Here is a 23,265-nt window from a genome sequence, read left to right as displayed (position 1 = left end):
GCCCCCGCCCACCGCGCCGACGCCGCCGCTTGCCCACGCCCCCGTCACACCACGCCATCCCCGCCCGCCGGCTCATCGAGCACGAACCACACCCGCTTGCGGGAGTGTTCGCAGTTGGACGGCCAGGTGACGCCCCACTCGGCGCACAGGCGCTGGACGAGCAGTAGACCGCGCCCCCGTTCCTCGTGGGTGACGCCGCCGCGGCCCGGGGCGGGGTGTCGATCCCAAGCCTCGTCCCAGACGGCGACCCGTACGCGACCGGGGTGCAGCGTGACGTCGAGGTACACCAGTGACGTGTGGGTGTGGCGGTGCACGTTCGTGATGACCTCGCTCACGCATACGCGGGCGTCGTCGGCGACGATCCCGTGTCCGGTGGTGACCAGGAGCGTGGTGACGAGGTGGCGCAGGATCCTGGGCGCGAGGTCCGAGTTCGGCACCACGAATCGGGCCGTCGTCGCCGCCTTGAGCGGTGGTGGTGCGGTCTGGCTCATGTCGGTGTCTCCCAACGTGACGTGAGCGTCGGCTACTTCGCCGTCCGTGGCTCTGGCCATCCCCCGGGGCGCCCTCAACGGGCGTGCGGATGACTGCACTTCGGGTCTTCCCGGCGTGCCGCGCGGTGCTGTCAGGACCATAGAGCATGTGGGATCAATGTAGCTACCCGTCCGGAGCTACATTGATCCCAATGGACCCGCCCCACCACCGGATGCAGACTTGCGCCATGCCACCAAGGACAGTGACGACGGCGCGCCAGCGTCGACTGGGCGTCGAACTGCGCAAGATGCGAGAGGCCGCCGGCCTGAACGCTCGGGAAGCTGCGGCAATACTCGGACTCGACCACACCAAGGTCAGCCACATGGAAACGGCGCGCACCGGCGTCGGCTCCGATCGGCTTCGCGTGCTGGCGAATAGCTACGGCTGCACCGACGAGCCGTACTTGCAGGCCCTCATCGCGATGGCCACCGAGCGCGATCGCGGCTGGTGGGAGGAATATCGCGGCACGCTCCCCGCAGGGTTCCTCGACCTGTCGGAGCTTGAGGCGAAAGCAAAAAACCTGCGCACTTATCAGATCGCGCACCTTCCGGGTCTTGCGCAGACCGAAGATTACGCACGGGCGGTATTCAGGTTTACGTTCCCGCGCCTTGACGAGGATCACATCGAGGCAAGAATCGAGCACCGGATGAGGCGCGCGCACATCTTGGACCGCAGAGACGGGCCGCACTTCAGCGCCGTGATCCACGAGGCTGCCCTCCGCATGAGGTTCGGCGGAGCAGCGACAACGCGAGCGCAGCTTGAGCATCTCCTCACACTCTCCGAGCGCCCGAACTGCACGATTCGCGTGCTGACGTTCGATGTCGATGGCTTCGCAGGCTCAGGGCAGGCCGTCCTGCTGGCCACAGGCGACGTCCCTCAGCTCGACACTGTGCATCTCGACTTCGCGCACGGCGCGGCGTTTCTCGACGCCGCTGCGCAGCTCAGCGCCTACCGGGATCTCCTCGCCGAGATGGAATCCCGTAGCCTGGAAGTCGCAGAGTCGCGGGATCTCATTAGAGAAATCGCGCATAAGTTGTGAAGGGGCAAAAGATGCCAGAAAACGAATGGCAGCGCTCATCGTTTTGCGGCGGGGGCGGCAACAACTGCATTGAGACCCTGCCACAGAACGGCCTAATCCTGATGCGCGAGAGCCAAGACCCCGAGGCCATCATCAGCGTTACTCCGAAGCAGCTTGCCGCCTTCATCCAAGGCGCGAAGGCTGGCGAGTACGACCACCTGACCTAGCCCCTCCTCACACGGCAGCCCCCGAGCCCACGCGGCCGGGGGCTGCCGTGCGCGCATATGCCAACCCACCCTCACGTCAACATAGATACGGAAGCACTATTGATCCCAGCCTCTGTGTAGCGCTACGGTCGCTCAGCGTCGCCATATAGGGCTGCTCACCGGACTCTGCCAGCCCAACGGCGACGCAACCTCCCATGGGCACACGCCTGTTGGGAGGACGGCTGCCCTCACCCGCCTGCCCCGACGGGTGAGGGCAGTCCCCAAACCGCCGCCCTCGCGCCGAACGGTTGGCTCCCCCGGCGCGGGGGCGGCGCGCACGACCGCTCAGACTCACCCGGCGAGAGGACACCCCCGTGAGCCCCACCCCCTTCGACGCCGCCCGCCCGCACCTGCCCGCCCTGGTCGAGCGGCTACAGAAAGACGCGGCCATCCGCTCCGCGCGCTGGGCCGAGGCGTTCGCGGACGTACCCCGCCACGTGTTCGTACCGCACTGGTACGAGAGGGAGACCAACTCCCGAGGCATCACGGTCTGGCGAGCGCAACACACCATCGCGGCAAGCGAGTTGGCGAACATCTATCGGGACGCCACCCTCGTCACCGCGCTCGACCCGGCCACCGCCGAGCGGGTCGACACCGGCGCCTGGACCGGCGTCCCCACCTCCTCCAGCACCCAACCAAGCCTCATGGCAGGCATGTTGGAGGACCTGCACGTCCAGGACGGGCAGCGGGTGCTGGAGGTCGGTACCGGCACCGGCTACAACGCCGCGCTGCTCTGCGCCCGCCTCGGCGACCACCTCGTGCACTCCGTCGACATCGACCCCGATCTCGTCTGCATCGCCCGCGAACGCCTGGCCACCCTCGGCTTCGCGCCGGACCTCGTCGCGGGCGACGGCCGGGCCGGGCATCCCGCCGGCCGGCGGTTCGACCGCACCATCGCCACCTGCTCGGTGCGCCGCCACCTGCCGGCAGCGTGGATCGAGCAGAGCAATCCCGACGCGGTCATCGTCACCGACGTCGACCTGGGCATCGAGGGCGGGCTCGTACGCGTCGGCATCGATGCCGCCGGGCGGGCGTACGGCCACTTCACCGAGACCAGCGGGCGGTTCATGGCCGCCCGTGACCACGCCACCAGCTACCCCGCACCACAGCGACGCGCCCCGTACGCCACCGAGACCGTCACCCGCACCACCACGGTCGTCGCGGCCGACGTGCGCAACCACTACCCCTTCCGGCTGCTCCTCGCCCTCGAACTGCCGGAGGCCGAACTCGTCCACCACCGCGACGACGACGGGAACACCGCCCTCCAGCTCCAGACCCCGGACGGCACCTGGGTCCGCGCCCCGCTGACCGACGACGGCAGCGTCACGTACGCCGGCGAGCGCGACCTGTGGCGTACGGTCGAGGCCGCCTGGCGGTGGTGGCACGAGCAGGGGCGGCCGGGTCAGGACCGGTTCGGCTACGCCCGCGAGCCCGACGGGGCGACCCGCGTCTGGCACATCCTCACGGGGCGACGCTGGGACCTGTGAACCGACATCCCCGTCAGGGCGCGGCGGCCAACTCCCCACCACGCAGACCCTCTTCGGCGCCGCCGGGCGCCGAACCCGCTACCCGCTGCCCGCGACGCCGACCCCGGTCAGCCGCACCCGCAGGAGCGCCGCACCACCAGCGCCGACGGGAACTGCTTCAGCCGCTCGCGGCGTGAGCCCGCCACCCGGAGGCCGTCGTCCAACACCAGGTCGACCGCCGCGCGGGCCATCGCCGGGCGGTCGGAGCCGACGGTGGTCAGCGGCGGGTCGGTGAGGCCGGCCTCCTTGACGTTGTCGAAGCCGGCCACGGCCAGCTCGCCGGGGACGTCGATGCGCAGTTCGCGGGCGGCCCGCAGGACGCCGATGGCCTGGTCGTCGGTGGAGCAGAAGACCGCGGGCGGCCGGTTCGGGCCGGCCAGCAGGTCGAGCGCCACCTCGTACGCGTCGTAACGGTTGTAGGGGGCCTGGAAGAGGCGGCCCTCGGTGGAGCGGCCGGCCTCCAGCATCGCGCGGCGCCAGCCCTCGATGTGGTCGGTGACCGGGTCGCCGACCGACGGGGTCTCCTCCGTACCGCCTATGCAGGCCACGTACGGGTGGCCGTGCTCAAGGAGGTGGCGTACGGCGAGTTGGGCGCCGCCGACGTCGTCCAGGACGACGGCCACGTCGTCGATCGCCTCGGGCCGCTCGTGCATGAGCACCACGCGCGCGTCCCACGCCTCGATCTCGGCCGCCGCGTTCTCGCTCAGGCCCTGGCTGATGAGGATCAGCCCGGAGACCCGCATTCCGAGGAAGGCGCGCAGGTAGTGCACCTCGCGCTCGTCCAGGTAGTCGGAGTTGCCGACCAGGACCATCTTGCCGCGCTCGGCGGCGGCCTGTTCGACGGCGTGCGCCATCTCGCCGAAGAAGGGCTGCCGGGCGTCGGGGACGATGAGCCCTATGAGGTCGGTACGGCGGGACGCCATCGCCTGCGCGACGCGGTCCGGCCGGTACCCCAGCTCCTTGATCGCTGCGAGTACCCGCTCGCGCGTGGCCGGGGCGACCGGCCTTGGTCCGTTGTTGATGACATAGCTGACGACCGCGGTCGACGTTCCCGCAAGCCGTGCTACATCATCCCGCGTCACCTTGGCCACGCGCGGAAGTCTACGCGGGTCCCCCTAGCCGTTTACCCGGCGTGCGACCCCTGCTTTCGCTCCGTCCGCCGCGCGAGAGCGACCATCGACCGCGTCGCGGGGGTTTGTCCCCTTCGCACCGCGGGCACCGCCGGCACCGCCGACCCCATCCGTACCGTCCTGACCCGAGGCCGCCGCCTTCGTACCCTCCGAGGAACGCTCCGCGGCACGTTCCGCGGCCCGCTCGACCTTCTCCGGGACGACGAAGCGGTAGCCCACGTTGCGTACGGTGCCGATCAGCGACTCGTGCTCGGGGCCGAGCTTGGCGCGCAGCCGTCGTACGTGGACGTCCACGGTCCGGGTGCCGCCGAAGTAGTCGTAGCCCCACACCTCCTGGAGCAACTGGGCCCGCGTGAAGACCCGGCCCGGGTGCTGGGCCAGGTACTTGAGCAGCTCGAACTCCTTGAAGGTCAGGTCCAGGACCCGGCCCTTGAGCTTGGCGCTGTACGTCGCCTCGTCCACCGACAGGTCACCGTTGCGGATCTCCATCGGGCTGTCGTCGCTCACGATCTGCTGGCGGCCCATCGCCAGCCGCAGCCGCGCCTCGACCTCCGCCGGGCCCGCCGTGTCGAGCAGCACGTCGTCCACGCCCCAGTCGGCGGTGACGGCGGCCAGCCCGCCCTCGGTGACCACGAGCAGCAGCGGACAGCCGGGGCCGGTGGAGCGTAGGAGCTGGCACAGGCTGCGTACGTGGGGCAGGTCACGGCGGCCGTCGATGAGGATCACGTCGGCGCCCGGGGTGTCCACCAGGGCCGGGCCCTCGGCCGGCGCGACCCGTACGCCGTGCAGCAGCAGGCCGAGGGCGGGGAGCACCTCGGTTGAGGGCTGGAGCGCGTTGGTCAGCAGGAGCAGTGAGCTCATCCGCGACCACCTGCCCCGCTGCCGCCGGTCGTCACCCTGCACGCCCTGCCCGTGCCGTTGTGCTCGCTTGCCTTGCCCATGACGTCGGTTCCTCCTCGGTCCCTGCGTGGGGCACCACCCAGGAGCGGCCTGGGGGATTTCGCGGCCTTGCTTCGTACCGTGGCGATCAGCCGGGGGGTGCGTGGCTGAAAGCACAAAAGGACCTGGGGGCTGCTTTGCCCAGGTCCTCTGTCCAGCAGGATAGCCCAATCGCCGGCCCGGCCCGCGGCCGAATGTGCACCTTCCGTTGTTCCCTCGGTCACGCGGCGGCCCCCACAAGCGCCCGGCGGCGGGCCGTACGGGGGACATTTTCCGCGATTTACGGGCAAGATGCTCCGTCCGGCCCGGCCCTGGGCTCACCTCGCCAGCGGGCCCGTCGCGTACGCCGGGTCGCCGCGGCCCCCGGCGCCCGCGAGCAGGGCGGGCCCCGGTCGACCGATACGGGGGCGGGGTACCGCCCGGCCCGGCTACGCAGCGCGGTATGGGCCGTACGGGGCGTACGGACCGGGAGAGAAAACCAGCCGCCCCGGCGGGCTGAGGCACGAGGGGCGCGTCGTTGCGCACGGGCACTTTTCTGGGGCGCGGATCTTGCCATCGCCCGTACGGGTGCGCTAGGCGCCGGCTCGGGGCCCGGTGGGGCTACCGTCTCGCAGCGCCTCGGCCAGTTCCTGGAGCAGCCGTCGCTTGGGGCGGGCTCCCACCATCGACGTCAGGGGCTCGCCGTCCCGGAAGAGCATCAGCGTGGGCATCGCCAGCACGCCGTAGGCGGCGGTGGTCGCCGGGCTGGTGTCCACGTCGAGCTGGACCACCCTGATCCGGCCGGCCTCCTCGGCCGCGACCGCGCTCAGCACCGGCGCGATCTGCCGGCACGGCGGGCACCAGTCGGCGGTGAACTCCACCAGCACCGGCAGCGTCGCCGCCAGCACCTCGTCCGCGAACGTCGCGTCCGTCACCTCGTCCACACCCTCGGCCTTGATCATCGTCTTCTCCCTCGCGTCGTTTTCGCGTCCCCGCGTTGCCGCGTTCCCTGGTCTCGTCAGTCCGCCAGTCCGTCAGCCCGTCAGCCCATGAGTTCGCAGCGTGGCTCGGGGCCGTCCGGCAGCAGGGCCTCGGCCTGTGACAACTGCGCGGCGACCTGCTCGCGCACCGACCGCAACTGGGCCACGATCTGGTCGAGTTCGGCGAGCTTGCGCCGGTAGACGGCGAGCGAGGCGGGACACGCGTCGCCGGCCGGGTGCCCGGCGCGCAGGCACTCCACGAAGGGCCTGGTCTCCTCCAGGCCGAAGCCGAAGTCCTGGAGCGTGCGGATCTGCTCCACCAGCCGCAGGTCGTCGTCGCCGTACACGCGGTGGCCGTTGCCGCCGCGCCGGGCGGGCAGCAGCCCGCGGGTCTCGTAGTAGCGCAGCGTCCGGGTGCTCACGCCGGCCCGCTCCGCGAGTTCGCCGATGCGCATGGCCCTGACGCTAGATGTTGACGCCGGCGTCAAGGCAAGGGTCCCGGCGTGCCGACAGGACCGGCCGGCCGGGCGGTGTGCCCGGCCGGCCCGGTCGGGTCAGCCGCCGATGGCCGGCTGCGGCGCGCCGGAGGCGACATCCGTGGTCTCGACGGCCTCCTCGCCGGCGAACTGGGCCGCGTACAGCCGGGCGTACGCGCCCCGCGCCGCCAGCAGTGACGCGTGCGTGCCCTGCTCCACGATCGCGCCCGCCTCCATCACCAGGATCAGGTCCGCGTCCCGGATGGTGGAGAGGCGGTGCGCGATGACGAAGCTGGTGCGGCCGGTGCGCAGCGAGGCCATCGCCTGCTGGATCAGCACCTCGGTCCGGGTGTCGACGGAGCTGGTCGCCTCGTCCAGGACCAGGATCGCCGGCTCGGCCAGGAACGCGCGGGCGATGGTGATGAGCTGCTTCTCGCCGACGCTGACGCCCCCGCCCTCCTCGTCGATGACCGTGTCGTAGCCGTCCGGCAGGGTGCGCACGAAGCGGTCCACATGGGTGGCCCTGGCCGCCGCCACGATCTTCTCCATGGGCAGGCCCTCGGGCGCCCCGTAGGCGATGTTCTCCGCGATGGTGCCGCCGAACAGCCAGGTGTCCTGGAGCACCATGCCGATGTGCGAGCGCAGCTCCTCGCGCGGCAGGGTGGCGATGTCGACGCCGTCCAGGGTGATCCGCCCGCCGCTGACCTCGTAGAACCGCATCAGCAGGTTGACCAGCGTGGTCTTGCCGGCGCCGGTCGGGCCGACGATGGCGACCGTCTGGCCGGGCCGCACCGTCAGCGACAGGTCCTCGATCAGCGGGGTGTCGCTCGCGTAGCGGAAGCTGACCCGCTCGAAGGCGACCTCGCCGCGCACCGTGCGGGCCGCGCGCCGGGGGTGCCCCGCCCGCTCGGCCTCGGGTCGTACGGGCTGCCCCGCCTCCGGTCGTACGGGCTCGGCCCGTTCGGCTTCCGGGTGTACGGACCCGGGTCGTACGGGGTCCCCCGCCTCCCGTCGTACGGGCTCGGCTCCCGGGCGTACGGGCTCGGCCCGCTCGGCCTCCGGTCGTACGGGAGTGCCGGACTCCGGTCGTACGGGGGTGGCGTCGGGGCGCTCCTCGTCCGCGTCGAGGAGTTCGAAGACCCGCTCGGCGGAGGCGACGCCCGACTGCACCAGGTTGGCCATGCTCGCCACCTGCGTGAGCGGCTGGCTGAACTGCCGCGAGTACTGCACGAACGCCTGCACGTCACCGATCGACAACGAGCCGCTGGCCACCCGGAGCCCGCCGACGACGGCGACGAGCACGTAGTTCAGGTTGCCGATGAACATCATCGCGGGCTGGATGATCCCCGAGATGAACTGGGCCCGGAAGCTGGACGCGTACAGCCTCTCGTTCTGCTCGCGGAAGACCTCCGCCGACTCCCGCTGCCGGCCGAAGACCTTGACCAGGTCGTGCCCGGTGTACATCTCCTCCACGTGCGCGTTGAGGGTGCCGGTGGTCTTCCACTGCGCGACGAACTCCGGCTGCGCGCGCTTGCCGATCCGGGTCGCGACGACCACCGAGACCGGCACCGTGACCAGGGCCACGAGCGCGAGCAGCGGGGATATCCAGAACATCATCGCCAGCACGCCCACGATGGTCAGCAGCGAGGCGATGATCTGGCTGGACGTCTGCTGGAGGGTCTGCCCGACGTTGTCGATGTCGTTGGTGGCGCGGCTGAGCACCTCGCCGCGCGGCTGCCGGTCGAAGTAGCTCAGCGGCAGCCGGGCCAGCTTCTCCTCGACCTCGGTACGCAGCCGGAAGACCGTGCGCTGCACGACGTACGTGGCGATCCTGGCCTGCGCGAAGGCACAGACGCCGGCCAGCACGTAGATCGCCAGCACCCACAGCAACGTCACCCCGACCGCGTCGAAGTCGATGCCCTGGCCCGGGACCACGTCCATCGCGGCGACCACGTCGGCCACCGTGCCGTCACCGCCCTCGCGCAACCGCTGAACGGCCTCCGCCTTGGTCTGCCCCTCCTGGAGCTGCCGGCCGACGACGCCGGCGAAGATCAGGTCGGTGGCGTGGCCGAGGAGCTTGGGGCCGATGACGTACATCGCGATGCTCACCACGGCCAGCGACACGACCGCGACGATGCTCGGCTTCTCGGGCCGCAGCATGGCGAGCAGTCGGCGGCTGGAGCCGGTGAAGTCCATGGTGCGCTCGGTGGGCTGGCCGCCCATGAACCGCGCGACCCCGACGCCGGGTCCCGGCCCACGCGGCGCGGCCTTGGCCTTGGGAGCTGCCTGGTCGCCGGTGTCCTTGGTGTCCTTGGTGTCCTTCGAGAGGGCGGGGGCGGTCGGCGGCCGGGTCGGCTCCGGGTCGGACTCGGTGGGGCTCATGCCGCCTCCTGCTCGGTGAGCTGGGAGAGCACGATCTCCCGGTAGGTCTCGTTCGAGGCCATCAGCTCGGTGTGGGTTCCGGTGCCGACGATCCGGCCCTCGTCCAGGACGACGATCTGGTCGGCGTCCCGGATGGTGGCCACCCGCTGCGCGACGATGATCACCGTCGCGTCGGCGACCTCGCGGGCGAGCGCGGCGCGCAGCCGGGCGTCGGTGGCGTAGTCGAGCGCGGAGAACGAGTCGTCGAAGAGGTAGATGCGCGGCGCCCGCACCAGCGCCCGCGCGATGGCCAGCCGCTGCCGCTGCCCACCGGAGACGTTGCCGCCGCCCTGCGCGATGGGCGCGTCCAGGCCTCCGTCGAGCGCGGCGACGAAGTCGCGGGCCTGCGCAACCTCCAGGGCGTGCCACAACTGCTCGTCGGTGGCGTCCGGGTTGCCGTACCGCAGGTTGGAGGCGACGGTCCCGCTGAACAGGTACGGCTTCTGCGGTACGAGCCCGACCCGGGAGCCGGCCTGCTCCGGGTCGAGGTCGCGCACGTCCTGGCCGTCGATGAGCACGCTGCCGCCGGTCGCGTCGAACAGCCGTGGCACCAGGCCGATCAGCGTGGACTTGCCGCTGCCGGTGCTGCCGATGAGGGCGGTGGTGCGGCCGGGTCTGGCGGTGAGCGAGATGTCCCGCAGTACGGGTTCCTCAGCACCGGGGTAGCGGAACTCGACGCCGCGCAGCTCCAGCTCGCCGCGCTGGTCGAGCGGGGTGACGGGGTCGACCGGGTGCGCCGGGGGCACGACGCTGCTCTCGGTGCCCAGCACCTCCTGAATGCGCTCGGCGCACACTTCGGCCCGCGGGATCATCATGAGCATGAAGGTGCCCATCATCACGGCGGTCAGGATCTGCATCAGGTAGGAGAGGAAGGCCGTCAGGGCGCCGATCTGCATGCCGCCGTCGTCGATGCGCTGGCCGCCGAACCAGACCACGGCGACGCTGGAGACGTTGACGACCAGCAGCACCAGCGGGAACAGCAGCGACATCAGCCGGCCGGCGCGCAGCGAGACGTCCATCAGCTCGGTGTTGGCGCCGGCGAACCGCTCGCGCTCGTAGGTGTCGCGCACGAAGGCGCGGATGACGCGGACGCCGGCGATCTGCTCGCGCAGCACCCGGTTCACCCGGTCCACGCTCTTCTGCACGCCCCGGAAGACGAGCCGCAGCCGGCGCACGATCAGCGTGACGATCACACCCAGGACGGGCACGATGACCAGCAGCAGCGCGGAGAGCGGCACGTCCTGGTTGAGCGCCATCACGACGCCGCCGACGCACATGATGGGCACGGTCACCATCAGCGTGAACGTCATCAGGCACAGCGTCTGCACCTGCTGCACGTCGTTGGTGGTCCGGGTGATGAGCGAGGGCGCGCCGAAGTGCCCCAGCTCGCGGGCGGAGAAGGACTGCACGCGGTCGAAGACGGCGGCGCGTACGTCGCGGCCGAGCGCCATGGCGGTGCGGGCGCTGAAGTAGACGGCGCCGATCGCGCAGACCATCTGGAGGAGGGTCACGGCGAGCATGACGCCGCCCACGCGCAGGATGTGGTCCGTGTCCCCCTTCACGACACCGTTGTCAATGATGTCGGCGTTCAGGGTCGGCAAGTAGAGGGTGGCCAGGGTCTGGATGAACTGGAGCGCCACGATCGCGGCGATCGAACGCGTATGGGGCCGCAGATACGCCCGCAATAGTCGGACCAACACATCGCGCACCCTATGGGAGGGCCAGCCGGCCCGCTCCGGAGTTTCGGCCCGGGGCGAGGTGGGAGGGGGCAGGCGGGCCGCGTCGTGCGGGAGGGGGCAGGGCAGGCGGCGGGGGCCCCGGGCGGCCGGGCTGTGGGCGGGCGGCGGCGAGGGGGGCCGGGCGCGAGGCGTCATGATGGAGGGCGGCACGCGCCCGGCGCGCTGGCGGGCCCGGCCCGCGCGGGGGCGGGCGAGCGGCGACGACGAGCACGCCGCGAAGGACACGGACGAGAAGAGGAGTCCCATGGCGGCAACGGACACGGTGGCCCCGCCGACCGGGACCATCCGGTACTGGGCGGCGGCCAAGGCGGCGGCCGGCACCGCGGAGGAGCCGTACGCCGCGCACACGCTGGCCGACGCGCTCGCCGCGGCCCGCGACCGGCACCGCGCGGAGCCGGAGTTCGCCCGGGTGCTGCTGCGCTGCTCGTTCCTGATCGACGGCGACCCCGTCGGCACCCGCGACCACCACGCGGTCCAACTGGCGGACGGCGGCACGGTCGAGGTGCTCCCCCCGTTCGCGGGAGGGTGAGCCCCAGCCCATGAGCGACCAGCCACACGATCCCCAGCAGCCGTACGAGGGCGCCGGCTACCCGCCGCCGTACGAGGGCTACCAGCCGCACGCCCCCCAGCAGCCGTACCCGCCCTACGACCCCGCGCCCGCCGACCACGCGGACCAGCGGCACCCGACAACCCCCGACCCGTACGCCCAGCAGCCCGACTATGGGGCGCGCTCCGGCTACCCGGGGCAGCCGGGCTACGGCGGACACGACGCGCGGGCCGGCTACGGGGCGCAGGGCGACCACCCGGCGCAGCCCGGGCACAGCCACGACCACGGCCACGGCCACGGCCACGACCACGGCCACGGGCAGCAGGCCGGCTACGGGACGCAGCCCGGCTACGGTCACGGGCCGCAGGCCCAGACCGGCTACGGCGCCGGCGCCCCGCAGGGCGCGGGCGACTCCGGCCACGGCGGCTACGCGGCCTACCCGAACGAGCCGGTCTGGCCCAGCTACGACGACGAGGCCACCGCCTACCCGCCGCAGCAGCCGCACCCCACGCACCACCAGCCCACCCCCGGCGGCTACCCGGCCGGCGCCGGCTACCCGGACCCCGCCGCGTCCAACGGCCACCAACCCGCGCCGGGGCAACAGGAGTTGGGCGGTCCAGCGCAGGCATCGGCCGGCCAGCCGTGGCAGCAGCCCCACCCGGGCTACGGCGAACCGGCCCCGATCCACCCGGCCCACCCGTCGCAGCACGCGCCCTACGCGCCCGGGGCGGGCGCCCCGGCGCACGGGTACGGCGCCGACCCGTACGGCCAGGGCCAGCAGCCGTACGGCCAGGGCCAGCAGCCGTACGACCAGGGCTACCCGGACCACCAAGGGCACCAGGGACAGCAGGGGCACCAGGGGCAGCAGAGCTACCAGGACCCCGCCGCGTACGCCTCGTACGAGGGCGCCCCGCAGCACGCGGCCCCCGCGCCGGGCGGGCAGGGTGGCGACACGCCAGCCGAAGCACCGGCCGGCGCACCCGCCGACCCGACTCAAACCCCGGCCATCGATGCGCCCGCCGCCGCGCCGATGACCGCGGCGGAGAAGGCGCGGGCCGAGGGCCGGCCGCAGATCCTCGGGCCGGGGCTCCAGCCGGCGCTGCTGACCGCCGTGCTCGCCGGGTTGCTCGCGGTGGCCGCGCCGGTGGCGGAGCCGGCGCTCGCGGTGGCCGTGGTGTTGTTGCAGGCGGTGACGGCGGCGGGCTGGTTCCGGCTGAACGGCATGTGGCCCGCGCGGCAGGGCATCGCGCTGGCCTTCCTCGGCGGCGTCGCGGCCGACATCGGGTTGCTGACCACCGACCGGGACCAGGCGCCCACGGTGCTCATCGGCACCCTCGGCTGCTGGCTGCTGCTGGTGATCGTGCTCCAGTTGCGCAACCTCAGCCCGCCCGACGAGCGGCTGTACGGGCTGACCGCCACCGCCACATCGGCGGCGCTCGCCGTGGTCGCGGCCGGGTACCTGGCCACCGACGCGGACCCGGTCGTGATCGGCGCGGCCGGCGTGGGCGTCGCGGCGCTCGCCCGCGCGCTGCCGTTGCCGGGCGCCGTCTCCGTGCTCCTGGCGCTGGCCGCGTCCGGCGGCGCCGGCTTCGCCGTCGCGCGCGCCACCGACTTCGGCACGTCCGGGGCGGCCATCGGGCTGGCCGCCGGTGCGTGCGCGCTGGTCGGACTGCGGGTGGCCAGCTACGACTACCCGTCGCGGTTCGTGCACCTCACGGCCGGCGTCGCGCTGCCGCTCACGGCCGCGGCCCCGGCGGTCTACCTGCTCGGCCGGACCCTCGGCTGAACGCCTTACCCCCGAACCCGCCGGCCGGACATACGGGCCGGCGGGCCGGGGAACCCGGAGCGTCGGGCGGGCGAAAGCCACGCGTCGGGCGCGGAAACCGGCCGAACGTCGACAGGACGGCCCTCGGATACGAGCGAACGTTCGGCCGATTTCGGACGCGTACGGCTAGGCTCACAGCCTCAAGCACAGACCTGACCGAGACCCTGGGGGGCGAAGCATGTCGGACGCGGCGCATACGGACGCAGCGAACAGGGGCGGCCCGGGCGGCGCGCCGTACCACCAGGGGGCCGGTGGCTATGGCGGCGGCGGGTACGACGCCTACGGGCCCGGGCAGCCCGCGGGCGGCCACGGCGGTTACGACGACTACGACGACCGCGCGGCCCCGCCGCCGCGCCGCCGCCGACGCGGGCGCGGCCTGCGGGTCCTGCTGATCCTCCTGGTGATCCTGGGCGGGCTGTTCGTCGCCGCCGACCGGATCGCGGTCAACGTCGTGGAGTCCGAGGCGGCCAAGAAGATCAAGAGCAAGGAGAACCTGACCGGCACGCCCGAGGTGTCGATCAAGGGCTTCCCCTTCCTCACCCAGGTGGTCAGCAAGAAGTTCGACGAGATCGAGGTCACCTTCGACGGGCTGACCAGCGAGGAGAACGGCCGGGCCATCCGCATCACCGAGATGACGGCCACCATGCGCGACGTCAAGGTCTCCAACAACTTCTCCTCCGCCGTCGCCGACCACGCCACCGGACGGGCCCACGTCAGCTACGCGGACCTCTCCAAGGCCGCCGGCCCCGGCATCACCGTGGGCTACGCCGGCAAGGACGACACCGGCAAGAGCCGGGTGAAGATCAGCGGCGGACTGCTCGGCTTCAAGATCAGCGCGTACGGGACGGTGAGCGTGGTCAACGGCGACACCATCCGGCTGCGCGCCGACAAGATCCCCGCCGGCGCGGTGCCGGGCTGGGAGGACAAGGTCCGCGAGCGGACCGACATCGACCGCAAGGTGGACGGCCTGCCGGCCGGACTGGGGCTCAAGGCGATCGAGACCACCCCCGACGGCGTGGACATCGAGGCCGAGGGCCACGCGGTCGAACTGACGGGCTGACGCGCCGGCGCGGTGAGGCGCTGGCGGGCTGACCCGCTGGCAGGCTGACCGATCGCCGGGCCGACCGGGTGCCGGGCCGACCGCCTTCGGGCGCGGCCCGGCACCGGCCGTTCAGGCCCCGTCCACGCACTGAGACGGCTGGTTCCGCAGTACAGATACCGTCCGCGAGAAGCCTGTCCCGCCCCGGGCCCCGGGCCGTGCGCACTCGCGATCCGTCCCGCATCGCAGACATATTCGTCTCACCATACGACACGCCGGTGACACGCCCGCCCCCCGTCCTTACGATCGAACGCATGAAGCGACAGGCGGATCTCACGAAGCGGCGGGCAGTAGACCTGTGCCGCGTCGCCGCCATGCTCTGTCGCCCTGTCTGACCGAGGCCGCTTTTCCCTGGTTTGCCGGGCTCGTACCGCGCACATCCCGCGGGTTCGCCCCATCTCCCCGCAAGCCGGGCCCGGCTTCGTACCGCCCCCGTGCAGCGCCGCGCGCATCCCCGTCGCCGCCTGCCGGTACGCCAATCCGCGTCACCGTGCACCATCCGTATCTGCCCCGGAGGAGAACAGCATGAGCCGCAGCGACGTCCTGGTGGACGCCGAGTGGGTCCAGGCCCGTATCGATGACCCGAAGACGGTCATCGTCGAGGTCGACGAGGACACGTCGGCCTACGACAAGAACCACATCAAGAACGCCATCCGGATCGACTGGAAGAAGGACCTCCAGGACCCGGTGCGCCGCGACTTCGTGGACCAGGCCGGCTTCGAGAAGCTGCTCTCCGAGAAGGGCATCGCCAACGACGACACCGTCGTCCTCTACGGCGGCAACAACAACTGGTTCGCGTCGTACGCCTACTGGTACTTCAAGCTCTACGGGCACCAGGACGTCAAGCTGCTCGACGGTGGCCGCAAGAAGTGGGAGCTGGACTCGCGCGACCTGGTCGCCGAGGTCCCCACCCGCCCGGCCACGGAGTACAAGGCCAAGCCGCAGGACAGCTCGATCCGCGCCTTCCGCGACGACGTCGTGGCCGCCATCGGCTCGCTCAACCTGGTCGACGTGCGCTCCCCCGACGAGTTCTCCGGCAAGCTGCTCGCCCCGGCCCACCTCCCGCAGGAGCAGTCGCAGCGCCCCGGCCACGTGCCCAGCGCCCGCAACATCCCGTGGTCCAAGGCCGCGAACGACGACGGCACCTTCAAGTCGGACGACGAGCTGAAGGCGCTCTACGAGGGCGAGGGCGTGGACCTGTCCAAGGACACCATCGCCTACTGCCGCATCGGTGAGCGCTCCGCCCACACCTGGTTCGTGCTGCACGAGCTGCTCGGCCAGAGCAACGTGAAGAATTACGACGGTTCCTGGACCGAGTACGGCTCGCTGGTCGGCGTGCCGATCGAGGTCGGCTCGGGCTCCTGAGCCCCCGGGCTCCCGGTTCCCCGACCCGCTGCACCCTCCCCTCCTCCGGTCCCTCGCGACCTTCTTCCTCCCTGACGTAAGGACAGACACCCATGTGTGGAGCCCAGGCCGGCGGCCCCGACGCGGCGACCATCAAGCCCGGTGAGACCACCATCCAGGGCAGCGTGACCCGCGACGGCCAGCCCGTCACCGGCTACGTGCGCCTGCTGGACAGCACCGGCGAGTTCACCGCCGAGGTGCCCACCTCGGCCACCGGACAGTTCCGCTTCTACGCCGCCGAAGGCACCTGGACGCTGCGCGCCCTGGTGCCCGGCGCGACCGCCGACCGCACCGTCGTCGCCCAGCAGGGCGGCCTGGCGGAGGTCGCCATCACCGTCTGACGCTTTACGCGCCAGCGTGGCCGGAGGGCCGCACCCCAGGGGTTGGACGCCTTGTACTGGGGAGCGGCCCTCCGCGCGTGCGCGCACCGATGCGGTGTGCGCGCGCTGTGAGGCTTCGGCGCGCCCCGGTGGCGTCGTCGGGGCATCGCGCTGCCCGCACGGGGGCGGGCAGCGCGATGGGCAGGGCCGGTGCGGGGCGGGGAAGTGTCCCCACACCGTCCAGGCCACACACCAGGTGCGGGCCCGAGGTCCAGTCGTACGCTGGAGGCATGTACGCCCGGCGGCGACGTGGCTACTTCCTCATGATGGGTGCGTGCCTGACGCTCTTCGTGTCGGCATGGGCCGTGGTCCGGCTGTGGTCGGTTCCGGTGGCGGTCGGCATGTGCGTGGTGGCCATGGTGATCCCGCCGCTCGCGGCGATCGTGGCCAACCGGCGCGGCCCCGACGACCGGTGGTTCGACGAACCGCCCCCGCGACCACCGGGCCAGCGCACCGACCACGCGCCCGGCGCGGCCCCCGATCTGGGCCTGTGGCCCGACCCCGACCAGGACGCGGCCCCGCGACCGCCGCCCCCGCACCCCGGCGCGCGCGGCGGGTCCTCCGCCGAGCACGGCGCGCGCACCGGCGACCCGGAGTCCGACGCGTGGTGGGACGAGCTCGACGGCAAACACCACCCGTGAGGGCCGGGAGCGGCTATCCCCACGAGCCCGGACGAGCCCCGTACGGACCCCGCCCGGGCCCCGTACGGGCCGGCCGGATCAGTACACGAGCGCCTGCACGCCGTCCGGCATGACCTCGCTCACGAAGACCTGCGCGCCGGCGATGCGGGCGCCCGGGATGAGGTCGGACTCCTCGATGTCGCGACGGGCCGCGCACTGCGTGCAGACGGTCAGCGCGCCGCCGCCGCTCAGGATGCCGTCGATCAGGTCGGGCAGCGGCGCCGCGTGCGGCAGCTCGAACTCGGCCGCCCGGCCCGGCAGCGCGAACCAGGAGGACTCCCCGGTCAGCCACAGCGAGACCTCGACGCCGCTGGCCACGGCCACGGCCGCCACCGTGAACGCCTGCGAGCACCGCTCGGGCGCGTCCGCGCCCGCCGTCACCTTGATCACGAGCTTCTTCGCCATGGGCTCACTGTAGGCGCGCGCCCACCCCGCTCGCGCCGGCCGGGGGCGGGCGCGGCCGGGGCGGTGGACCTCACAGCGCCGGCCCTCGTGGCGCGGACTAGACTCGGGCTCGGTCCGTAACACCCCACACTGTGTCCGAGGAGCGCGCTCGTGCTTGAGACAGTCTTCACCCTGCTGCTGGTCTTGATGGCCGTGCTCATCGCCGCGTTCGCGGGGCTCACCCTGTTCAAGCTGTACCAGGGCCAGCGCTGACGGACCCCTCCGCGCTCGCGCCCCGGCGCGGGCCCCTGCGGCAGTGCCCGGCCCCGAGCGGGCCGACGCGCCGTCTCCCGTCCTCACTACAGATCGCCTGAACTCATGATCGAGATCCCGTCCGACCTTCACCCGGACCTCGTGCCCCTCGCCTTTCTCCTCGGTAACTGGGAGGGCGCGGGCGTCTTCGACTTCCCCGGCGCCGAGAAGTGCAACTTCGGGCAGGAGGCGACCTTCACGCACGACGGCCGCGACTTCATCGAGTACGTCTCGCACACCTGGGAGCTGGACTCCGAGGGCAAGAAGGTCCGCCCGCTGGAGACCGAGTCCGGTTACTGGCGGATCGACAAGGACCGCAAGGTCGAGGTCGTCATGATCCGCGACCAGGGCGTCGTGGAGATCTGGTACGGCGAGCTGGCCGACCAGAAGCCGCAGATCGACCTGGTCACCGACGCCGTCGCGCGCACCGCCGCCGCCGGCCCGTACACGGGCGGCAAGCGGCTGTACGGATACGTCAAGAGCGACCTGATGTGGGTCGGTGAGAAGGCCACCCCCGAGGTGCCGCTGCGGCCGTACATGTCGGCGCACCTGAAGAAGGTCGTCGACCCGCGCGAGTGGGCCAAGGACCTCAAGGACCTGCCCGACGACGGCATCGCCTTCTTCCGCTGAGCCTGGCAGTCTCTGTCGTAAGCCCGGCAGCACCTCACCCCGGTCGCGTGCGGACCAGACCGGCCGGGCGCGCGACCGCTCAACAACCGCATACGTGCCCCGCGGGGGAAGTCCGGTGAGAGTCCGGCGCTGACCCGCAACGGTAGGCGGAGCCCACGCATCCCCCGGGATGCGGGCACCGCGAGCCCGATCACCCGCGGCGGCGCATGTTCCAGGACTACTCGCCGCGGACTGCGAGGGGACGCACCCGGGGCGACGCCCCGGGCCACTCCTTCACCGTACGGTCGCGGCCCGAGGTGAAGGGGGAGCCCGCCGTGGCGACCACGACCGAGGACGCCGCCCCGCCGCGCGCGGGCCAGGGGCCCGGCGCGCCCGCGCCCCGGCGGCCCCCGCGCCGCCTGCCACTGCTTCCGCTGATCGTCGCGCTCGTCGTCGCGCTGCCCGTCTCGCTCGTGTGCGGCGTCGCCTTCGGCTCCGCCGGCCTTTCCTGGGGCGAGGTGCTGCGGTTCCTCGGCGCCGGGCTGACCGGCGGCACCATCGGGGCCGACGAGCGGGCGGCGTACACCATCGTCTGGGAGCTGCGGTTCCCGCGGGCGCTGCTGGCCGCCGTGGTCGGGGCGGGCCTGGCGGGGATCGGCGTGGCCGTGCAGGCCATGGTCCGCAACGCGCTGGCCGACCCGTTCGTGCTGGGCATCTCCTCGGGCGCGGCGGTCGGCGCCAACGCCGTGCTGCTGTTCGGGGCGCTCAGCGGGCTCGGCGTGTGGGCGCTGTCCACCGCCGCGTTCGGCTCGGCGCTGGTCTCGATGGCCCTGGTGTACGCGGCGGCCCGCACCCCGCAGGGGCTGACCCCGCTGCGCCTGGTGCTGACCGGCACGGCCATGTACTACGGCTTCTCGGCCGTCACCACCCTGATGGTCTTCAGCGCCGAGCACGGCGAGGCCGCGCGCTCGGCGATGATGTGGCTGCTCGGCAGCCTGGGCGGGGCCACCTGGGACTCGTTGCCGATCGCCGCCGTCGTGGTGGCCCTCGGCCTGGCCCACCTGATGTACTCCGCGCGCCGGCTGAACGCCATGGCCATGGGCGACGAGACGGCGGCGGCGCTCGGCGTGGACGCCCGCCGGCTGCGCGGCGAGCTGTTCCTGTCCACGGCGGCCGTCACCGGCGCCGTCGTCGCCGTCAGCGGCGCGATCGGATTCGTCGGCCTGATGGTGCCGCACTTCGCGCGGATGCTGGTCGGCGCCGACCACCGGCGGGTGCTCGCGGTCGCGCCGCTGCTCGGGGCGGTCCTCCTGGTGTGGGTGGACATCCTCTCGCGGGTGCTGCTCGCCCCCGTCGAACTGCCGGTCGGCGTGATCACCGCCGTGGTGGGCGTGCCCTGCTTCGTGCTGCTGATGCGGCGGCGCGGCTACACCTTCGGAGGCGTGTGATGCGCGCCGCCCCCGGGCCCGCGCCCCTCGGCACTCCGGCGCCCTTCGCCGTTCCCGCGTCCCCCGCCGCTCCCTCCCCCGCTCCGTACCCCTACCCCGGAGGCGCCTGATGCGCATCGACGTCGAGCACCTGTCGGTGCGGATAGGCGGCGCCGAACTGGTGGCCGAGGCCACCGTGCGGGCCGCCAGCGGGCAGGTGGTGGGGTTGGTCGGGCCGAACGGCAGCGGCAAGTCCACGCTGCTGCGCTGCGCGTACCGGGCGCTGCGGCCCAGCGCCGGCGCGGTGCTGGTGGACGGCGACGACCTGCACGCGCTGAGCCCGCGCGAGGGCGCGCGGCGGCTGGCGGCGCTGCCGCAGGAGTCGTCGAGCGAGTTCGACTTCACGGTCGGCGAGGTGGTGGCGATGGGCCGGATGCCGCACCAGAGCGCGACCGGGCGGGTCTCGGCGGCCGACGCGCGGGCCTGCACCGAGGCGCTGGCCACGGTCGGCGCGGGCCACCTGGTCGACCGGGGCTTCCTGACCCTGTCCGGCGGCGAGAAGCAGCGGGTGCTGATCGCCCGCGCGCTGGCCCAGCAGCCGCGCGTCCTGGTCCTGGACGAGCCGACCAACCACCTGGACATCGCCCAGCAGCTTGAGGTCCTGGCCCTGCTCCGGGCCGCGCCGGGAGCCACGGCCGGGCCGGGGTCGGAGGCCCAGCCAGGGACCGAGTCTGGTGCCGAGCCAGGGTCCGGGCCGGGGGGCGAGGCCGGCCCCACCGGCGGCCTGACCGTACTCACCGCGCTGCACGACCTGAACCTGGCGGCCCAACACTGCGACCTGCTGTACGTCATCGCGCACGGCCGCATCGTCGCCTCCGGCCCCCCGCACGAGGTGCTGACGCCCACGCTGCTCGCCGAGGTGTTCCAGGTCCGTGGCCACCAGGTGCGGCACCCGGTGAGCGGCGCGCTGCAACTCCTCTTCGACCGCCTCCCCCAACAGTCCGCCACCACCGTCCCCGCCACCCGCTGAGGAAGTGCCCCGTGCGCATCACCCGCCTCCGTACTCCCGCCACCATCGCCGCGTCCCTGGCCCTCGCCCTCACCGTCGCCGGCTGCGGCGCGAAGGTCTCCGACGACGGGGACGAGAAGGCCAAGGGTGGGAAGGCCGCCGCAGGCAAGGGCGGCCACTACCCGGTCACCATCACCAACTGCGGCACCCAGACGACGTACGACAAGGCCCCCGAGCGCGTGGTCACCAACGACGTCGGCATCACCGAGATCATGTTCGCGCTCGGCCTCGAGGACCGGATGGCCGGCTACGTCATGCCCGACGACAAGGGCGACCTGGACGCGGTGCCGTACAAGGACGCGTACGACAAGGTGCCCTGGCTCTCCAAGCGGGAGATCAACCGGGAACTGGTCCTCGACGCCAGGGCGGACCTGGTCTTCGCCGGGTGGAACTACGGGTTCCGCGAGTCGGAGGGGTTCACGCCGGGCGCGCTCAAGAAGCTCGGCGTCGGCTCGTACCTGCTCACCGAGTCCTGTCGGAACGGCGTGGGCAAGGCGCGCGGCGTGATGTCCCCGCTCGACGCGCTCTACACCGACCTGCGCACCCTGGGGAAGATCTTCGACGTGGAGGAGCGGGCCGAGAAGCTGGTGCGCGACTACCAGCGACAGATCGCCGACGCGGCGGCCAGGGCACCGAAGGACCGGCCGACGGTCTTCCTGTACGACGACGGGCGGGACAAGCCGTTCACCTCGGGCAGGTACGCCGGGCCGCACGACATCATCACCAAGGCGGGCGGCGACCACGTCATGAAGGACCTCAAGGACAGCTGGGTCACGGTCGGATGGGAGACCGTCGTCGAGCGCGACCCCGAGGTGATCGTGATCAACAACTACGGGGACACCAGCGCCGAGCAGAAGAAGAGGTTCCTGCTCGACTACCCGCCGCTGCGGAACGTCTCGGCGATCAAGAACAAGCGCGTCTTCACCCTCGACTACGCGGACCTCGTGGAGAGCCCGCGCAACGCGGCGGCCGTCACCGCGCTCGGCGACTACCTGCGCGAGATACGACGCGACGGAAACCGTCCAAGGTAAGGGAGACCTAAGTCACTTACACTGGCGGCGTGGCGACCACCGACTGGAAGAGCAACCTGCGGGCGCGCGGCTACCGACTGACCCCACAGCGCCAGCTCGTGCTGGAGGCCGTGGACACCCTGGAGCACGCCACCCCCGACGACATCCTCACCGAGGTGCGCCGGACGGCGAGCGGGGTGAACATCTCCACGGTCTACCGCACCCTGGACCTCCTTGAGGAGCTGGGCCTGATCAGCCACGCCCACCTGGGGCACGGCTCGCCGACGTACCACGTGGCGGAGCGCCACCACCACCTGCACCTGGTGTGCCGGGACTGCACGGACGTGCTGGAGGCCGACCAGGCCATCGCCGAGCCGTTCACCCGCCAGTTGCGGGAGAGCTTCGGCTTCGACACCGACCTGAAGCACTTCGCGATCTTCGGACGGTGTGCGAAGTGCGCCGGCGGCGGGGAGGCCGGCGAGGAGCCGACGGCGGCGCCGTAGGCTGGGGGCATGCTGCGACAATCACCCGCCAGTCCGCTGCTGTCGCTCCCCGGCGCCGTACCGGCGGAGGGTCCGGACGAAGGGGTCGCCGGTCACTACGGCGACCTGTTCCGCGAACAGCGCACCCTCGCCGACGGCTCCGGCTTCGTCGACCTCTCCCACCGGGGCGTGGTCACCGTCACCGGCGACGATCGGCTGAGCTGGCTGCACCTGCTGCTCACCCAACACGTGAGCGAACTGCCCGTCGGGCACGCCACCGAGTCGCTGATCCTGTCCGCGAACGGCCACATCGAGCACGCGCTGTACCTGGTGGACGACGGCACGACGGTCTGGGCCCACGTGGAGCCCGGCACCCAGACCGAGCTGATCGCCTACCTGGAGAGCATGAAGTTCTTCTACCGGGTGGAAGTGAGCGACCGCACCGAGGAGTTCGCCGTCGTCCACCTGCCCGCCGGCTCGATCGCCGACGTCCCGGACGGCGCGGCGGTACGCGAGACCGCGCACGGCCGCGACGTGTTCCTGCCCCGTGGCGAGCTGGCCTCCTTCGCGGACGCGCACGGCCCGGCGATCGGCGTACTGGCCCACGAGGCACTGCGCGTGGAGGCCCACCGCCCGCGCCTCGGCCTGGAGACCGACCACCGGACGATCCCGCACGAGCTGGGCTGGATCGGCACGGCGGTGCACCTGCAGAAGGGCTGCTACCGAGGCCAGGAAACCGTCGCCCGCGTCCACAACCTGGGCAAGCCTCCGCGCCGCCTGGTCTTCCTGCACCTGGACGGCAGCGAGGTCCACCTCCCCCCGCACGGCACCCCGATCCGCCTCGCCTCCGACGGCCCCGACGGCCGCCAACTCGGCTTCATCACCACCTCGGCCCGCCACCACGAACTGGGCCCCATCGCCCTGGCCCTGGTCAAGCGCAACGTCCCCGTGGACGCCACCCTGCTGGCCGGCACGACGGCGGCGGCACAGGAGGTGGTGGTCGAGCCGTAGCCCCTGGCGGGGGGGGTGGGT

23 protein-coding genes and 1 riboswitch are annotated in these 23,265 nt (G+C 72.3%); of the genes, 15 read left to right on the top strand and 8 right to left on the bottom strand.

Features of this window, described 5'->3' with window-relative positions; translation table 11 throughout:
* Nucleotides 1–44: 44 nt before the first annotated feature.
* Nucleotides 45–491 carry an ATP-binding protein gene (locus OYE22_RS18965; protein WP_277321512.1) on the bottom strand — a complete coding sequence of 149 codons (447 nt, stop codon included), beginning with the start codon at nt 489–491 and terminating at the stop codon, nt 45–47.
* A 191-nt stretch (nt 492–682) separates the two neighbouring features.
* Here OYE22_RS18965 and OYE22_RS18960 point away from each other — a divergent pair, with 191 nt between their 5' ends.
* The 3 genes from OYE22_RS18960 (at nt 683) to OYE22_RS18950 (ending at nt 3,302) form a co-directional block, all read left to right on the top strand.
* Complete coding sequence (locus OYE22_RS18960; RefSeq protein WP_277321511.1) at nt 683–1,570, top strand: helix-turn-helix transcriptional regulator; 888 nt, start codon at nt 683–685, stop codon at nt 1,568–1,570.
* A gap of 11 nt (nt 1,571–1,581) precedes the next feature.
* The gene (locus tag OYE22_RS18955; RefSeq protein WP_277321510.1) at nt 1,582–1,776 is read left to right on the top strand and encodes a DUF397 domain-containing protein; all 195 of its coding nucleotides are present in this window, start codon (nt 1,582–1,584) and stop codon (nt 1,774–1,776) included.
* 353 nt (nt 1,777–2,129) lie between these two features.
* Complete coding sequence (locus tag OYE22_RS18950) at nt 2,130–3,302, top strand: methyltransferase domain-containing protein (protein WP_277321508.1); 1,173 nt, start codon at nt 2,130–2,132, stop codon at nt 3,300–3,302.
* Between the two features lie 107 nt (nt 3,303–3,409).
* Here OYE22_RS18950 and OYE22_RS18945 read toward each other — a convergent pair whose 3' ends face one another.
* The 6 genes from OYE22_RS18945 to OYE22_RS18920 all read right to left on the bottom strand — a co-directional run bounded on the left by OYE22_RS18945 (nt 3,410) and on the right by OYE22_RS18920 (nt 10,966).
* The gene (locus OYE22_RS18945; RefSeq protein ID WP_277321507.1) at nt 3,410–4,432 is read right to left on the bottom strand and encodes a LacI family DNA-binding transcriptional regulator; all 1,023 of its coding nucleotides are present in this window, start codon (nt 4,430–4,432) and stop codon (nt 3,410–3,412) included.
* A gap of 24 nt (nt 4,433–4,456) precedes the next feature.
* Nucleotides 4,457–5,332 (bottom strand): response regulator transcription factor, encoded by an 876-nt coding sequence (locus tag OYE22_RS18940; RefSeq protein WP_277321506.1) that lies wholly within the window; start codon nt 5,330–5,332, stop codon nt 4,457–4,459.
* Between the two features lie 650 nt (nt 5,333–5,982).
* Nucleotides 5,983–6,351, bottom strand: a complete 369-nt coding sequence (locus OYE22_RS18935) for a thioredoxin domain-containing protein (RefSeq protein WP_277321505.1) — start codon at nt 6,349–6,351, stop codon at nt 5,983–5,985.
* 80 nt (nt 6,352–6,431) lie between these two features.
* Nucleotides 6,432–6,824 carry a MerR family transcriptional regulator gene (locus OYE22_RS18930; protein ID WP_277321504.1) on the bottom strand — a complete coding sequence of 131 codons (393 nt, stop codon included), beginning with the start codon at nt 6,822–6,824 and terminating at the stop codon, nt 6,432–6,434.
* Nucleotides 6,825–6,923: 99 nt separating this feature from the next.
* A complete protein-coding gene (locus OYE22_RS18925; RefSeq protein ID WP_277324203.1) occupies nt 6,924–9,068 on the bottom strand; it encodes an ABC transporter transmembrane domain-containing protein in 2,145 nt (714 codons plus the stop codon).
* Nucleotides 9,069–9,223: 155 nt separating this feature from the next.
* Nucleotides 9,224–10,966: an ABC transporter ATP-binding protein gene (locus OYE22_RS18920; RefSeq protein WP_277321503.1), complete on the bottom strand. Its 1,743-nt coding sequence runs from the start codon at nt 10,964–10,966 to the stop codon at nt 9,224–9,226.
* 283 nt (nt 10,967–11,249) lie between these two features.
* On the opposite strand from OYE22_RS18920, the gene OYE22_RS18915 reads away from it, so the two are divergent.
* The 6 genes from OYE22_RS18915 (at nt 11,250) to OYE22_RS18890 (ending at nt 16,901) form a co-directional block, all read left to right on the top strand.
* Nucleotides 11,250–11,534, top strand: a complete 285-nt coding sequence (locus OYE22_RS18915) for a MoaD/ThiS family protein (RefSeq protein ID WP_176162374.1) — start codon at nt 11,250–11,252, stop codon at nt 11,532–11,534.
* Between the two features lie 10 nt (nt 11,535–11,544).
* Nucleotides 11,545–13,338 carry a hypothetical protein gene (locus OYE22_RS18910; protein WP_277321502.1) on the top strand — a complete coding sequence of 598 codons (1,794 nt, stop codon included), beginning with the start codon at nt 11,545–11,547 and terminating at the stop codon, nt 13,336–13,338.
* A gap of 217 nt (nt 13,339–13,555) precedes the next feature.
* Nucleotides 13,556–14,437 (top strand): DUF2993 domain-containing protein, encoded by an 882-nt coding sequence (locus OYE22_RS18905; protein ID WP_348652224.1) that lies wholly within the window; start codon nt 13,556–13,558, stop codon nt 14,435–14,437.
* Nucleotides 14,438–15,001: 564 nt separating this feature from the next.
* The gene (locus tag OYE22_RS18900) at nt 15,002–15,841 is read left to right on the top strand and encodes a sulfurtransferase (RefSeq protein WP_187064271.1); all 840 of its coding nucleotides are present in this window, start codon (nt 15,002–15,004) and stop codon (nt 15,839–15,841) included.
* Nucleotides 15,842–15,933: 92 nt separating this feature from the next.
* On the top strand, nt 15,934–16,221 hold the full coding sequence (locus OYE22_RS18895) for a DUF1416 domain-containing protein (protein WP_277321501.1): 288 nt from the start codon (nt 15,934–15,936) through the stop codon (nt 16,219–16,221).
* A 269-nt stretch (nt 16,222–16,490) separates the two neighbouring features.
* A complete protein-coding gene (locus OYE22_RS18890) occupies nt 16,491–16,901 on the top strand; it encodes a DUF3099 domain-containing protein (RefSeq protein ID WP_277321500.1) in 411 nt (136 codons plus the stop codon).
* A gap of 78 nt (nt 16,902–16,979) precedes the next feature.
* Here the strand turns inward: OYE22_RS18890 and OYE22_RS18885 are convergent, their stop codons facing one another.
* Entirely contained in the window at nt 16,980–17,345 is a 366-nt protein-coding gene (locus tag OYE22_RS18885; RefSeq protein ID WP_176162380.1) for a DsrE family protein, read from the bottom strand.
* 357 nt (nt 17,346–17,702) lie between these two features.
* Between OYE22_RS18885 and OYE22_RS18880 the strand changes: the two genes are divergently transcribed.
* From OYE22_RS18880 to OYE22_RS18855, 6 genes are all read left to right on the top strand, one after another.
* On the top strand, nt 17,703–18,266 hold the full coding sequence (locus OYE22_RS18880) for an FABP family protein (protein WP_176162381.1): 564 nt from the start codon (nt 17,703–17,705) through the stop codon (nt 18,264–18,266).
* Between the two features lie 104 nt (nt 18,267–18,370).
* A riboswitch (cobalamin riboswitch) is annotated at nt 18,371–18,462 on the top strand.
* Between the two features lie 202 nt (nt 18,463–18,664).
* Nucleotides 18,665–19,693 (top strand): iron ABC transporter permease, encoded by a 1,029-nt coding sequence (locus OYE22_RS18875; protein ID WP_277324201.1) that lies wholly within the window; start codon nt 18,665–18,667, stop codon nt 19,691–19,693.
* A gap of 109 nt (nt 19,694–19,802) precedes the next feature.
* Nucleotides 19,803–20,702 carry an ABC transporter ATP-binding protein gene (locus OYE22_RS18870; protein ID WP_277321499.1) on the top strand — a complete coding sequence of 300 codons (900 nt, stop codon included), beginning with the start codon at nt 19,803–19,805 and terminating at the stop codon, nt 20,700–20,702.
* A gap of 17 nt (nt 20,703–20,719) precedes the next feature.
* Nucleotides 20,720–21,772, top strand: coding sequence for an ABC transporter substrate-binding protein (locus tag OYE22_RS18865; protein ID WP_277324200.1), 1,053 nt, complete (start codon nt 20,720–20,722; stop codon nt 21,770–21,772).
* Between the two features lie 29 nt (nt 21,773–21,801).
* Nucleotides 21,802–22,254, top strand: a complete 453-nt coding sequence (locus OYE22_RS18860; protein ID WP_277321498.1) for a Fur family transcriptional regulator — start codon at nt 21,802–21,804, stop codon at nt 22,252–22,254.
* A gap of 9 nt (nt 22,255–22,263) precedes the next feature.
* Entirely contained in the window at nt 22,264–23,244 is a 981-nt protein-coding gene (locus tag OYE22_RS18855; protein ID WP_176162385.1) for a folate-binding protein YgfZ, read from the top strand.
* The last annotated feature ends 21 nt before the right edge of the window (nt 23,245–23,265 follow it).

Origin of the sequence: Streptomyces sp. 71268 (assembly GCF_029392895.1) — a bacterium.
Lineage (GTDB): Bacteria > Actinomycetota > Actinomycetes > Streptomycetales > Streptomycetaceae > Streptomyces.
The sequence above is the reverse complement of the archived record's forward strand: the minus strand, read 5'-3'. Positions and strand labels throughout refer to the sequence as shown.

Excerpts from the sequence above, each read along its gene's own strand:
- OYE22_RS18965 (WP_277321512.1), bottom strand. The coding sequence starts at position 491 with ATGAGCCAGACCGCACCACCACCGCTCAAGGCGGCGACGACGGCCCGA.
- OYE22_RS18960 (WP_277321511.1), top strand. The coding sequence starts at position 683 with ATGGACCCGCCCCACCACCGGATGCAGACTTGCGCCATGCCACCAAGG.
- OYE22_RS18955 (WP_277321510.1), top strand. The coding sequence starts at position 1,582 with ATGCCAGAAAACGAATGGCAGCGCTCATCGTTTTGCGGCGGGGGCGGC.
- OYE22_RS18940 (WP_277321506.1), bottom strand. The coding sequence starts at position 5,332 with ATGAGCTCACTGCTCCTGCTGACCAACGCGCTCCAGCCCTCAACCGAG.
- OYE22_RS18935 (WP_277321505.1), bottom strand. The coding sequence starts at position 6,351 with ATGATCAAGGCCGAGGGTGTGGACGAGGTGACGGACGCGACGTTCGCG.
- OYE22_RS18930 (WP_277321504.1), bottom strand. The coding sequence starts at position 6,824 with ATGCGCATCGGCGAACTCGCGGAGCGGGCCGGCGTGAGCACCCGGACG.
- OYE22_RS18925 (WP_277324203.1), bottom strand. The coding sequence starts at position 9,068 with ATGGGCGGCCAGCCCACCGAGCGCACCATGGACTTCACCGGCTCCAGC.
- OYE22_RS18915 (WP_176162374.1), top strand. The coding sequence starts at position 11,250 with ATGGCGGCAACGGACACGGTGGCCCCGCCGACCGGGACCATCCGGTAC.
- OYE22_RS18910 (WP_277321502.1), top strand. The coding sequence starts at position 11,545 with ATGAGCGACCAGCCACACGATCCCCAGCAGCCGTACGAGGGCGCCGGC.
- OYE22_RS18905 (WP_348652224.1), top strand. The coding sequence starts at position 13,556 with ATGTCGGACGCGGCGCATACGGACGCAGCGAACAGGGGCGGCCCGGGC.
- OYE22_RS18900 (WP_187064271.1), top strand. The coding sequence starts at position 15,002 with ATGAGCCGCAGCGACGTCCTGGTGGACGCCGAGTGGGTCCAGGCCCGT.
- OYE22_RS18895 (WP_277321501.1), top strand. The coding sequence starts at position 15,934 with ATGTGTGGAGCCCAGGCCGGCGGCCCCGACGCGGCGACCATCAAGCCC.
- OYE22_RS18890 (WP_277321500.1), top strand. The coding sequence starts at position 16,491 with ATGTACGCCCGGCGGCGACGTGGCTACTTCCTCATGATGGGTGCGTGC.
- OYE22_RS18885 (WP_176162380.1), bottom strand. The coding sequence starts at position 17,345 with ATGGCGAAGAAGCTCGTGATCAAGGTGACGGCGGGCGCGGACGCGCCC.
- OYE22_RS18880 (WP_176162381.1), top strand. The coding sequence starts at position 17,703 with ATGATCGAGATCCCGTCCGACCTTCACCCGGACCTCGTGCCCCTCGCC.
- OYE22_RS18870 (WP_277321499.1), top strand. The coding sequence starts at position 19,803 with ATGCGCATCGACGTCGAGCACCTGTCGGTGCGGATAGGCGGCGCCGAA.
- OYE22_RS18855 (WP_176162385.1), top strand. The coding sequence starts at position 22,264 with ATGCTGCGACAATCACCCGCCAGTCCGCTGCTGTCGCTCCCCGGCGCC.